The 12,842-nt window shown below is 51.7% G+C and carries 12 protein-coding genes; 9 read left to right on the forward strand and 3 right to left on the reverse strand.

Features of this window, described 5'->3' with window-relative positions; all coding sequences use genetic code 11:
• The first annotated feature begins 52 nt into the window (after window positions 1-52).
• Both L2731_RS16790 and L2731_RS16795 read left to right on the forward strand, forming a co-directional pair.
• Window positions 53-862, forward strand: coding sequence for a substrate-binding periplasmic protein (locus L2731_RS16790; protein WP_249254578.1), 810 nt, complete (start codon window positions 53-55; stop codon window positions 860-862).
• Between the two features lie 129 nt (window positions 863-991).
• Complete coding sequence (locus L2731_RS16795) at window positions 992-1,885, forward strand: GGDEF domain-containing protein (RefSeq protein ID WP_249254580.1); 894 nt, start codon at window positions 992-994, stop codon at window positions 1,883-1,885.
• Window positions 1,886-1,916: 31 nt separating this feature from the next.
• Here L2731_RS16795 and paeA read toward each other — a convergent pair whose 3' ends face one another.
• A complete protein-coding gene (paeA, locus tag L2731_RS16800) occupies window positions 1,917-3,242 on the reverse strand; it encodes a polyamine export protein PaeA (RefSeq protein ID WP_249254581.1) in 1,326 nt (441 codons plus the stop codon).
• A 331-nt stretch (window positions 3,243-3,573) separates the two neighbouring features.
• Between paeA and L2731_RS16805 the strand changes: the two genes are divergently transcribed.
• The 5 genes from L2731_RS16805 to L2731_RS16825 all read left to right on the forward strand — a co-directional run bounded on the left by L2731_RS16805 (window position 3,574) and on the right by L2731_RS16825 (window position 8,695).
• Window positions 3,574-5,094: a YifB family Mg chelatase-like AAA ATPase gene (locus L2731_RS16805; RefSeq protein WP_249254583.1), complete on the forward strand. Its 1,521-nt coding sequence runs from the start codon at window positions 3,574-3,576 to the stop codon at window positions 5,092-5,094.
• Between the two features lie 213 nt (window positions 5,095-5,307).
• A complete protein-coding gene (gene yihG, locus L2731_RS16810) occupies window positions 5,308-6,192 on the forward strand; it encodes a 1-acylglycerol-3-phosphate O-acyltransferase, YihG family (RefSeq protein WP_249254584.1) in 885 nt (294 codons plus the stop codon).
• A 24-nt stretch (window positions 6,193-6,216) separates the two neighbouring features.
• On the forward strand, window positions 6,217-7,164 hold the full coding sequence (yihG, locus tag L2731_RS16815) for a 1-acylglycerol-3-phosphate O-acyltransferase, YihG family (RefSeq protein ID WP_249254585.1): 948 nt from the start codon (window positions 6,217-6,219) through the stop codon (window positions 7,162-7,164).
• Between the two features lie 204 nt (window positions 7,165-7,368).
• Complete coding sequence (locus L2731_RS16820; protein WP_239853039.1) at window positions 7,369-8,058, forward strand: GntR family transcriptional regulator; 690 nt, start codon at window positions 7,369-7,371, stop codon at window positions 8,056-8,058.
• 232 nt (window positions 8,059-8,290) lie between these two features.
• Window positions 8,291-8,695: a hypothetical protein gene (locus L2731_RS16825; protein WP_239853041.1), complete on the forward strand. Its 405-nt coding sequence runs from the start codon at window positions 8,291-8,293 to the stop codon at window positions 8,693-8,695.
• Between the two features lie 63 nt (window positions 8,696-8,758).
• On the opposite strand, the gene L2731_RS16830 is transcribed toward L2731_RS16825, so the two are convergent.
• Entirely contained in the window at window positions 8,759-9,850 is a 1,092-nt protein-coding gene (locus L2731_RS16830) for a branched-chain amino acid aminotransferase (protein WP_249254586.1), read from the reverse strand.
• Between the two features lie 145 nt (window positions 9,851-9,995).
• Window positions 9,996-10,760 (reverse strand): TetR/AcrR family transcriptional regulator, encoded by a 765-nt coding sequence (locus tag L2731_RS16835; RefSeq protein WP_239853045.1) that lies wholly within the window; start codon window positions 10,758-10,760, stop codon window positions 9,996-9,998.
• Window positions 10,761-10,947: 187 nt separating this feature from the next.
• Here L2731_RS16835 and L2731_RS16840 point away from each other — a divergent pair, with 187 nt between their 5' ends.
• Both L2731_RS16840 and L2731_RS16845 read left to right on the forward strand, forming a co-directional pair.
• Window positions 10,948-12,450, forward strand: coding sequence for a flavocytochrome c (locus L2731_RS16840; RefSeq protein ID WP_239853063.1), 1,503 nt, complete (start codon window positions 10,948-10,950; stop codon window positions 12,448-12,450).
• A gap of 9 nt (window positions 12,451-12,459) precedes the next feature.
• Window positions 12,460-12,813 (forward strand): cytochrome c3 family protein, encoded by a 354-nt coding sequence (locus L2731_RS16845; RefSeq protein WP_239853065.1) that lies wholly within the window; start codon window positions 12,460-12,462, stop codon window positions 12,811-12,813.
• Window positions 12,814-12,842: the final 29 nt, after the last annotated feature.

Here is a 12,842-nt window from a genome sequence, read left to right on the forward strand (position 1 = left end):
GTGCAGACCTCTGCTATACTGATTTCATCGACTAATTATCAAGAGGTTAGCTATGGTGTCATGGAGACTCTGGGTCACCCGCTTATGCTGTGGCCTCGCCTTGTTATGCTCGGCACTTCCCGCCATGGCCACGGCCTCTATCACCATATGTGTCGAGAATACCGAATTCCCACCCTTCAACTATTTCGATCGCAACCAGAGCGTGGAGCCCCGCACCATAGGCTATGATATTGACCTACTCAAACTGGCCTTCGACCAGAGCGAGCTAAGCCACAAGGTGGTCGCCCTCCCCTGGAATCGCTGCCTGAAGGAGGTCAAGCAGGGCACGGTCGATGCGGCGATGAGCGCCTCACTCAACGGTGAGCGACGCCGCGACTATCTGATCTCCACCCCCTACTATTTCCTCACACCCAGCTACTACTACCTAAAGACGGACTTCCCCAAAGGGGTACAGGTAAAGCATCTTGAGCAGCTCAACGACTATGGCAGCGTGTGCGGCATTAGAAACTTCAACTATGAAAATTTTGGTCTCAAGCCAGACTTTCACATGTTTCAAATCCGTAACCTGGCGCATCTTCCCGAGATGCTCACCAAGAAGCGCTGTCAGTTCTTTCTCGCCCGCAAAGAAACCCTAAGCGGCACCTTAGCCATCAATAAGATGGATGACTTTTACACCCAACTCGCGGGTATATCTGTCCCCGATATCCAGCCTGAACCCTTCTATATGCTGATCTCTAAAAACTCACCTCACAAAGAGGCCATTAAGCAGTTGTTCGATACCAAGGTCGACAGGCTCAACAAGGAAGGTAAGTTACGCCCACTGCTGGAACACCATCTACAGCTGCTAAGGCAAACTCGTTAATGTACTTTCGATGAGATAACGGCGGCGCTCGTCATGCTTGCAGCCAACTTAGCCTATACTTAAGACCGATATATCAGCCATATGACTCTCAAGCAGTTGGCGAGCCCGACGTAGCCTTTGTCCCAAAAGATGGCACGTCCATGCCATGGAATGACGCCTCAACGCCAATATGCAGTACAAGGGGAAGACATGACCGCCTTTGCCATTTTTATCGTACTGATCGGTTTGATGGGACTGCTCGCATCGCTCATTCCTACCTATCAGATCTGTCAGCTAAAACCGCCACAGAGCCAGGGCTGGTATCTATTGCTGTGCATGATAGGTCTGTTTATTTTCGGCTATCTGGGTTTCCTCTGGATGCTGCTCAATCGCGAGACCGGCCCCCTGGAAACCGTAGTCTCCCTGGTGTTTTCCGCCGGCGGCGCCTTCGTCTGGTTGGTCGTAAAGATGAGCAAGAAGACCATAGTCAAACTGCAAGACACACTGGAGGATAAACATTACCAGGCCTATCACGACTCCTTGACCGATCTCCCCAATCGCCACATGCTGTATGAAACCATGGAGCGCCTGATCAGAGAAAATGGCTCATCCTTTACCTTTATCATGATGGATCTCAATGATTTCAAGATGATCAACGACAATCTGGGTCATGATGCCGGTGACAAGGTGCTGGAGATCATCGCCTATCGCATCGAGCGTATCATGCCCCCTCAGGCCTTACCCGCGCGATTGGGAGGAGATGAATTTGCCGTGATCCTCCCCAAGAGCGAACTCGGCCAGGCGCAACGTCTGGCAGCACAGATCCAGAAGGCAGTGATTGAAGATATTCACTGCGAGGGCCACCTGCTGGCCGTCGGCATCAGCATAGGCATGGCACTCTATCCCCAAGATGGTGACGACAGGAAGACCCTGATGAAGCATGCCGATATTGCCATGTATCGCAGCAAACAAAATAACAGCGACTATGAGACCTTCTCTCAGGTGATCGACACGCCTCCGCCTCTGGGGCAATTCAGCCCCTAAACTCGAGTAATTCGCCCCTAAACTAGAGCATTTAAAGCTCTACGCCCGTGGTCAATGGCAACGTAGCCTCGACGGGGATGCGCGTCACCAGTAACTGGTCCACCTTATAGGCATCGATATCGACCACCTCAAACTTGTAGCCACCGAAATTAACGAAATCGGTGCGCTTGGGGATTTTGCGTAACATAAACATCATGAAGCCGGCGATGGTTTCGTAATTCTGACTCTGGGGAAAGGCCTCGATACCGAAGGCGCGCATCACATCGGTAATGGGTGTCACGCCATCCACCAACCAGGAATCTTTATCCCGGGCGATGATCTGCTCCTCGCTCTCATGGAGTGACCAGGCCCCCATCACGGCGCTCTGCAAGTCGTTGGTCGTCACTATGCCGACCACTAGGGCATACTCGTTCATCACCACGGCAAAATCGGCCCTGTGATTCTTAAAATATTCCATCGATTCCGACAGGCTAAGGCTATCAGGAATGATCAGGCAGTTATGCACCAATGAGCTGTCCTTGAGGGTGATGCTCTGACCATTTATCACCCGAATCAACAGTTCTTTGGCATCCACGACTCCCTTAATAGTGTCCAGCTGGCCGTCGCACACCAGGAACTTAGTATGGGGATCTTCTGCGATCTTGCGCTTAATCACCTCTTCATCATCCTGCAGCAGGAAATAGACCAGGCTCTCGCGCGCCGTCATAGCTGCCGTTACCGGCACGGTCTGCATCTCGAACACATTCTCGATCATCTGCTGCTCATCCTTATCCAGCACACCGGCTTCGGCGCCGGCATCCATCACCGCATAGATATCGTCTGAGGTTACCTGGTCGTTGCGCGCCGTGGGGATCTGCAGCAGGCGAAAGATGGCATTAGCCAGGCCATTGAAAATCCATACCAGCGGCGTCAGCAGGCGGATACAGAAGATCATCGGCTCCACCAGCACCAGAGCCACCCGCTCAGGCATCGCCATGGCCACTCGCTTGGGCATCAGGTCGGCGATCAGGATAAACAGGCTGGTGACTATGATGAAAGACAAGATGAAGCTCAGCTGGCTAAGCCAGGGATCGGCCAGCCAGGAGTGCAGACCCGCCTTAATGTAGGGGGTGAAGGCCGACTCACCCACGATCCCCCCCATGATAGCCACCGCGTTCAGCCCTATCTGTACCACGGTAAAGAAACTGCCGGGGTGAGCCTGCAGATGCAACACCCTTTCCGCACGCAAATCTCCCTCGTCGGCCAACTGACGCAGGCGGATCTTACGCGCCGCCGCCAGGGCGATCTCCGACATGGAAAAGAAACAACTCGTGCCGATTAACAACAAAATAATCAAGATGTTATCTAGTAGACTCATTTTAAACCTAACCTAAACCTCATACAGGCCAGCGACGGCCAGGAACTCTCCCTGTCAGGGGATAAGGTGACATTAACCCTAAATGATGTAAGCCGTGTGAAGACGCCGACAATTATAGTGATCTACGCCTTCAGAAGACGTGATTGAGATTCCACCTCAGGATGCAAGTTTGCGGGAAAGTCGCCGCGACAGAATGCGGCTGAAAACATGGAGCACCTTTTATCAGAAATTGGCCAATAGGCAACTAAATTTTGTACAGACAGTCCAAATAATTCATTGCTGCTACACTTATTTAAAAAAGGTTTAATAACAAAAACAAAAGGATTTGTTTATGGCCATTGCCTGCGTCACCACGCGCGCCAGCCTGGGCGTGGCAGCCCCCGAAGTCACAGTCGAAGTACATCTCAGCAATGGCTTACCCGCCTTCAACCTGGTGGGGCTACCTGAAACCTCGGTCAAGGAAGCCAAAGAGCGTGTGCGCAGCGCCCTGATCAACGCGGGATTCGAGTTCCCACAACGCAGGATAACGGTCAATCTCGCGCCAGCCGATCTGCCCAAGCAGGGCGGCCGCTACGACCTCCCCATAGCCATCGGCATACTGGCGGCCTCCAAACAGATACCCGATACCCACTTAAGGGATCATGAGTTCATCGGCGAGCTGGCTCTCTCCGGACAAATAAGGCCCTGCACCGGCATATTGCCGGTGATCATAGATGCCCGTAAACAGGATAAGGCCTTAGTCCTGCCCCTAGAAAATCGCGCCGACGCCGAACTGGTGGGCTACCGTAAATGTTTCTTCGCCGCCCACCTACAAGCTTTAGCCCAATACCTGCACGGACAAGCCTCCCTGCCTGGGCTGACACAAGATCTAGAGTGGCTCGATAGCCAGACAGACACGGACCACAAGTGCCTCAGCGATGTGATCGGCCAATATCAGGCGAAGCGCGCGCTGGAGATCGCCGCCGCCGGCAATCACAACTTGTTGTTTCTCGGCCCTCCAGGCACGGGCAAGACCATGCTCGCCAGCCGCATGATGCAGCTGCTACCACCACTGGACTATGATGAGGCGTTAGAGGTCGCCGCCATTCACTCAGTGGCAGGGATCAGCATTCCCATGCAGGCCTTTTATCAACGCCCCTTTCGCAGCCCTCACCACACCAGCTCGGCCATCTCACTGGTGGGCGGCGGCAGCTATCCCAAGCCAGGGGAGATCTCTCTGGCCCATCGCGGTGTGCTCTTCCTCGACGAGGTTGCCGAGTTCCCCCGCAAGGTGCTCGACTGCCTGCGAGAGCCGATGGAGACCGGTGAAGTGGTGATCTCCCGCGCAGCCGCCAAACTCACCTTTGCCAGCCGTTTTCAGCTCATCGCCGCCATGAATCCCAGCCCTTGCGGCGACAGCGCTAACGCCAGGGCCACACAGGATCAGATCCAGCGCTATCTTGCCAGACTGTCGGGCCCCTTCATCGATCGCTTCGATCTCACCATAGAGGTACCGCGTCTGCCCCAGGGTACCCTGACCACAGGTGAGCGAGGCGAATCCAGCCGCGACGTGGCCCAGCGTGTGCACCAGGCAAGGGAACGCCAACTAAGCCGCGCAGGGGTGCTCAACGCCGAGCTGACCGGCAAACAACTCTCGCAGACTGCAGGATTTAACCAGCAAGATCTCGAGTTTCTCGAGCAGAGTGTTAACCAGCTAGGCCTGTCGGTACGCAGCTATCACAGGCTCCAGCGCGTCGCCCGCACCATAGCGGATCTTGAACAGAGTACAGCCGTCGACCGCCGCCACATCGCTCAGGCACTTGGTTATCGCGCCATGGATAGATTGCTCAATAGCCTAAAGGCACCTTACTGAGGCTATCGCCAGTTTTTGTACAACAACGATCACCATAGGTTCTGCCTTATATAAAACGCCTGCAACCGGCAGTAAAACTGACAGGAAAGGCCAATAGCTCCTGGATATATCCATAGATAAATCAGGGTTATCTGGGCAATATGAACAGGATAAGATTGAGCTAATGGGCTCAGGCGAGTAACATAGGTCTCCGAATTTTTTATGGGGGCTTTAATGGGCGCGGTGTTATCACTAATAAGAGGCAGCTTGGCATTTAGCTGTTATGTCATCAACACCCTTTTTTGGGTAATACCTATCTTATTGGTAAGTATAATAAAACTTATCCCTATCACGCCGCTACGTACCCTGTGTAGCTACCTGTTGGATCACTGCGCGACCGCCTGGATCAGCGTCAACACCTTTATTGAGCGTCTGTTCCACCGGGTAGATGTTCAGATTGAAGGCGACAGCAATCTCTCCCCCAAGGAGTGGTACATGGTGATCGCTAACCACCAATCCTGGGTCGATATCTTGGTCCTGCAGCGTATCTTCAACCATAAGATCCCTTTCCTGAAATTCTTCCTGAAGCAGGAGCTGCTCTACGTGCCAGTGCTGGGCCTCGCCTGGTGGGCGTTAGACTTCCCATTCATGCGCCGATACTCAAGCGCCCAGCTACGCAAGAATCCAAAGCTCAGGGGCAAAGATATCGAAATCACCCGTAAGGCCTGCGCCAAGTTTAAGACTAAGCCGGTCAGTGTGATGAACTTTGTCGAGGGCACCCGCTTTAGACCCGAGAAACATCAAAAGCAAAACTCAGAATTTAACCACCTGCTCAAGCCTAAGGCGGGTGGTATGGCTTTCGCCCTGTCGGCAATGGGTGAGCAGATCCATAAACTAGTCGATGTCACCATCTATTATCCAGGCAACACACCCAGCTACTGGGACTATATCTGCGGCCGGGTCAAACAGGTCAGGGTCCACATCAAGGTCAGCGAAATCGCTCCCGAGATGCGTGGCGACTACCTCAATGATCGCGCCTATAAGATCAGTTTCCAGGAACAGCTCAATCGCATCTGGCAAGAAAAGGACGCCATGTTAACGAAAATGGCGCAGCAATAACCGCAGATAAGGTGCTTTAGAAAGATGCTAAATTTTTTACCCGGACCCCTCCTGTTTGCGCTTAGCCTGACCTTGTTGATCATCAACACTGTGTTATGGAGTACTTTGATCTGCGTTGGCGGCATAATTAAACTCCTGCTACCGATCGCACTGCTGCGCACCGGGATCACTCACTTGATGAATCGCTGCATGTGGAGCTGGGCCAGCCTCAATGGCGGCATTCTGTTTTTGATCGCCAAGATAGAGTGGGATATCGAAGGGCTTGAAGGACTGAAGAAAGATGGCTGGTACCTGCTGATCAGCAATCATCTCAGCGGGTTCGACATCGCCGCCCTCACCTATGTGCTGCGTAACAACATCCCCATGCTAAAGTTTTTCCTGAAGAAAGAGTTGCTCTATGTTCCTTTCCTCGGCTTAGGCTGCTGGGCTCTGGATATGCCCTTCATGAACCGTACCAGCGCTAAACAACTACGTAAGAACCCTAAACTCAAGGGCAAAGACTTAGAGACCACCCGACGCTCCTGCGAGAAATTCAAAACCATTCCCACCTCTATCATCAACTATGTGGAAGGCAGTCGTTTCACCCAGGAGAAGAAGGCGCGTCAACGCTCTCCTTACCGCTACCTGCTGCGCCCAAAGGCGGGCGGCATCGCCTTTACCATCTCGGCCATGGGCGAGCAGTTTACCAGCCTGCTTAACGTCACCCTGGTCTATCCCGACTCGGCCGACAACACGCTATCCGAGGTGATGCACGGCAAGGTGAAACGTATCGTGGTGCGCATCGAATCTATGCCGGTACCCGAGGTCGACGACCAGAGATACTTCAACGACGCCGAGTGTCGTGCTCAGTTCCAGCGTTGGCTCAATGGCGTCTGGCAACAAAAAGATGAGCAGATTCATCAGATCTTGACCCGCTATAACTCAGATCAGCTGATCACCGAAGAGACCCCATCTCTGGCAGAGAGTCGCTAATTTTATTGGATTCGTCGCCTTTTCGGGCGGCGAACACCCAAGGTTGTCTACAATACCACCCCAGCAAAGCCGTAAGCTATCCATAAAATGACGATTTCAAGGCTAAATGCCTGCGTTAGACTTAAGTTTTACCGACAGATTGTTGACAATCCAAACCATCCGCACTAACTTCATTACTCCTCTTATCCCTTAATGAGCAAGCCGATGGCGTTAGACGCATTAAACACCATAGACACTGAGACGCCCGCACTCACCCTGGCGGATAAGGCATTGCAGGCGATCCAAACCAGTATCATTAAGGGAGAACTCGCCCCTGGCAGTAAGATCAACGAGCAGATGCTCGCCCAGCGATACGGCATCAGTCGCGGCCCCACACGGGAAGCCCTGTTGACCCTGGAGCGTCGCCGCCTCATCGTCAGAATTCCCCATGTCGGCGCCCGCGTCGCTCAGCTGTCGATAGATGAGCTGGGCGATCTCTATCGTCTGCGCAGCGTGTTAGAAGGCATGGCCTGCGAACTGGCCGCGAAGCATATAAGTCCCACAGCGCTGATGCAGCTACAACGTCTGATGGATAGTCAGGAAGAATCGCTAGCCAAGGGCGATACCTATTTTCAGCAAGATGGCGATGTGGATTTTCACTACCGCATCATACGCGCGAGCGGTAGCAAGCATCTGCAGGAAACCCTCATCGGCAACCTCTATCATCTGCTGCGCATGTATCGCTATCAATGCACCAGCGAGACCAGACCGACCAAGGCGATTGCCGAACACAGACGCATTGTCGAAGCCATTGCCGCTGGTGATGGCGAACTGGCTAGCCTGCTGATGCGCCGTCACATAGAGCAGGGCCGAATCAACACAGAGAAACGACTTAAGGCGCTACAGGCAGAGTAGCAGCAACCAGGTTCATGCCAGCGAACACTCGTTGGCATCGACTCGAAAAGGCCTTGCCCCTCCCTTCCGGCAAGGCCTTTTCTCTATATTAAGCAAGAGTCACTCATCTTTAACGCCAAATTATTGTAAATGTCACAAAACTGACTACAACTTTTAAGTGAATGCTAATATACTTGACCGCCTAAATGAGCAAGATACATGCATAAAAACGCATTAACGGAGAGTAGTTGCTGTGAACCCACTCGATGTTGTCGCCAGACACAAACTATCATCGCTATTTCGCTTGGCAGCGTTGCTCGCATTACCGCTATTCGTCTCCGCCTGCCAGAGTAATGCTATTACCCAAACTCCAAGAGACTATCTGGAAGTCACCCCGACTCAGCTAAGCAAGTATTGGGTCATACAAGACAGTACCCTGAATTGGAAAGGTTTGGTAGAACAAAAACAGAAGCTCAACATCAGCTTTGGCATCAATGGGTCAGGGCAGCTAGTGGATCTTGAACTCGACGACTTGACCCTCTCACCCGAACAGAAACAAGCACTGCTCGCCAGATTTAGCCAGCAGAGATTTAACGCCACGGTCTACAACAAGACGGCCCAGCCGGTGCGGGTCTCTGCAACCGTAACATTCGATTAAAAAAGGCGCCTCCTGGGCGCCTTTTCTTTTCATGGGTATAGCTATCAAGGGCATAGCTAGGAGTTAAGGCGCAACGCGCTCAACCTTTTGCATCCAGCCTTCTGGGCCCTGACGCTTGCCCTTCTGAATATCCGTCAACACCTGATAGATGCGGCGGGTATGCACACCCACCTCACCATCGCCGACCGTTACAACCCTATGGTCTTCGAAGATATAGGAGCCTACAGGCGACACCACGGCGGCAGTACCGAAGCCACCGGCCTCGACGATCTCACCGGACTCGATATCGGCAATAAACTTATCCAGCATCACTGTCTCTTGACGCACCTCGCAGCCGAGGGCCTCCCCAAGCTCCATGATGGATTGCGAGGTAATAGACTTCAAAATGGTATCGGTAAATTTAGGTATGATGATGGTACCATCTTTTAGCACATGGAAGTGGTTCATCGCGCCCACCTCTTCGATCTGCTTGTTGTTGGCATCGAGATACAACACCTGGGCCGCGCCATATTCTGCCGCCGCCTTGCCCGCTCTGAGCGAGGCTGCATAGTTGCCCGCCGCCTTAGAGGCGCCCGTCCCCCCCGATACCGCGCGGTGGAAACGTTCGGTGATCAACAGACGAATCGCCTTATCGAAACCATCTGCATAGTAGGCGCCGCTTGGGCTCAGCATGACACAGAAGGTGTACTGCTGGCTCGGGCTCACAGAGAGTCTGTCTTCGGTCGCAAATACGAAGGGACGAATATAGAGACAGGCCCCATCCTGCATCGGAAACCAGAGCCTATCGACATCGATCAATGCATTGATCCCCGCCAGCTGCATCGCCTCGGGTATGGGCGGAATACAGATCACCTCGCCGCTCAGGTTGAGACGCTCGGCATTCTTATTTAAACGGAAGGTATAGATCTCGCCATCGTCATGCATGAAGGCCTTAGCCCCCTCAAAGATGGATTGACCATAGTGCAGAGCCATGGCACCCGGTGCCATCTCGAATGGTCCGTAAGGAACGATTCTCGGATCCCGCCACTCCCCATCGCGGTAATCCATCAAAAACATATGGTCAGTTCTAAGATTACCGAAGCCCACAATGGCTTCAGGCTTAAACTGCTGTGTTCGGCGTTCAGACGCAGGTTTTAAATTATAATTTATTTGCATTGCATACCACCTTGAATACTGATCTAGCAGACTATGGACGCCCTGCTTTAAAGTCAAGCTCAATGGGGCCTGCCATCAAACTCTTCATTAAAGTGGGAGTACAGATATATAGACAGCTAATCCACCCAAAGCGTTACATCACTTGCTATTCAATTTCACTGCAATGGTGACGTTTGCCTATCTCTGCACAAGTATTACAGGAACGCACCTTACCTTCCCCCTTATCTAGAAAGGCGCTGATCTTCTGCGTCATCTCCTGCATCATCTCTTTGGTGATAGGTTTCTGCCAGCGGTATCGATTCATCAGTCGACTGATATGGCGATAACCAGTCTCATCATCGGGAGTAAAGTAATATTCATCCATCAGTTTACTCTCGTATGAAGAGGTCGCCCCTGCCAGAAAGAAATATAGCGATTGCACCAGTTCCTTAACTTCTGCCTCCGTTGCATCCAACTCTCCCACGCTGACCGCATGATCAATAGGCTGACGAATACAGCTCCAAAATAAGTTAACTCTATTTCGCAGAACATCAATTTTTTCTGAGCTTGCCAACTGCCAGAACATACTGTTAATTGAGACAACACGCAATATATTAAATATCGGACTTCTTTTAACCACCTCAAAGGTAAATAAAATTGGCAAGACGGCAAGCTGATGAATATTAAGCTGCGGATTTTCCTTAATAAATACAGGAATTCGAGTAGATGTAGTATTTCTTAAGAAAAGACAAACTAATACATCTTCTTTCGATTCAAAATATTTATAAAGCGTATTGGTTGAACAACCTGCTTGCTTTGCGATCTGAGCAAAGCGAAAAGAAACAACACCCTGATTATCAATTAATTTTTCCGCCTCATCTAGCAGTTGGTTGCATCGCAACGCCTCACAACTATCTTTTGGACAGCGCATATAACCACCTTCTTCCCCAAATTTATAACCATATTTTATGACGTCAATGCTATTAATGTACTTAAAAGAAACATTTTCTTAATCAGCATCACATAAAACTTTCTCCCCCCTAATAAAGTGTGATTTTGCGCATAATTGAAAAGCAACTTAAAAATTATTGTTACCCCAAGTTAATCGGAGGTAACACATGCAAACAAGACGTTCATTTTTAAAACTAGGAGCTGGCGCCGCGGCGGCTGGCGCGCTAGTTCCCTTCAGCTCAAATGCGAGCCCATCAAACATAAAGTGGCATGAAGAACACGAAATCATCATCGTCGGTTCAGGCTTTGCAGGCCTAGCAGCAGCGGTTGAAGCGGGTAAACTCGGTGCCAAAGATGTTGTCGTATTCGAAAAGCTCGGCGTATACGGTGGTAACAGCACCCTAAATGCCGGTCAAGCCTGCTTCGCCAATACAGATCTACAGAAGAAGCTCGGTATCGAAGATAGCGCCGAGCTCATGGTGCAAGACCAGCTGAAATCGGGACGCGGCTACGCCAGTGAAGAACTGTTACGCCACAGTGCCGAGTTAGGCCCCTACATCTACCAACTCACCAAAGATTGTGGGTGTGTCTACCGCGACCACATCATCAATACCGGCGGTACCAGCGCCACGCGTAGCCACCAAGTCGTCGAACGCAGCGGTTCCGGGTTCATTCGCCCTATGCTTAAAACGGCGCGCAGTTACGGTGTCAAAACCAAGATTCGTCACAAGTTTGAAGGCCTAATCACAGCTGCCGACGGCAAAGTACTGGGTATCAAGGTGCGTCGAGGCTATCACTTCGGTCACGAAGGCTCAGGCGAACTGATCAATGTTCGCGCCTCCAAGGGGGTACTGATTGCAACGGGCGGCTTTGGTGCCAACGTCAGTTTCCGTCAGGCATTAGATCCTAACTTGGGTCCAGAAGTCGGTTGTACTAACGCACGTGGCGCTACCGGCGACGGCCTTATCGCCATGCTTGCCGAAGGTGCCATGCCTGTTCACCTCAGCTTTATTCAATCAGGCCCATGGGCTTCTCCCGATGAAGGCGGATTTGGCTATGGTGCAGGTTTCTCACTCTACAACTTCCCACATTCTATCGCGGTCGATCGCTCTACAGGCCAACGTTTCATGAATGAAACTGCCGATCGCAAGACACGAGCAGACCTCGAAGTACAGCGCCGTGATAAAGATGGCAAGCCTAACCCGGCCCTGCTAATTGCGCCCAAGCATGAGGCTCAAAAAGATCCCTCAATGGAGAATGTGCTGCGCTATAACGTCGCCTGGGAGTTCGACAGCGTCGAAGCAATCGCCAAGCACTTCGATGTACCACTCAAGCCGCTGAAAAAACAGATTGATGATTGGAATACCTATGTCAAAGCGGGCGAAGACCCACAATTTGGCAAACGAATGAACATGAGCACAGGGATTTACCTCAAGGCACCTTTCATCGTGCAACGCCTGTGGCCAAAAGTGCACTACTGCCAAGGTGGTATCCAAATCAACACAAAAGCCGAAGTGATTGCCGCCAAAACTGGCGAGAAAATCCCTGGCCTCTATGCCGCTGGCGAAGTGTCAGGTGGGATTCACGGCGTCAGCCGCTTAGGAGGCTGCTCCACACCAGAGTGTATGGCATTCGGCGTAACCGCAGCACGTTCAATCATGAAGGCTTAAGGATTAAACATGAACAAGATCAACGTACTACTTATGCTGGCACTAACTAGCTGTATCGCCCTGTCGGCTCAAGCAAGAGATAAGCGCGACTACCATGACATGGTTTATGACTCAGGCTGTAAGACCTGTCATGACCAAGGCACCAAGCGCTTTCCATCAGATGATGCCTGCCTACAGTGTCACGACATGGGCGAGCTGGCACAGCAGACCAAACGCGAGGGCCATGACGCCAAACAGAATCCTCACGACAGCATGCACTATGGCCAAGAAGCGCCTTGCATGGAATGTCACGGAGAGCACACACCAAAGCAAGCAATCTGTATGGATTGTCACAACTTTGATTACCCAAAATTTAAACACTAAAAAGGCGAATAATCGCCAAAGGAAATGAT

The sequence above is a fragment of the Shewanella aquimarina genome, from assembly GCF_023349185.1.
GTDB classification, from domain to species: domain Bacteria; phylum Pseudomonadota; class Gammaproteobacteria; order Enterobacterales; family Shewanellaceae; genus Shewanella; species Shewanella aquimarina.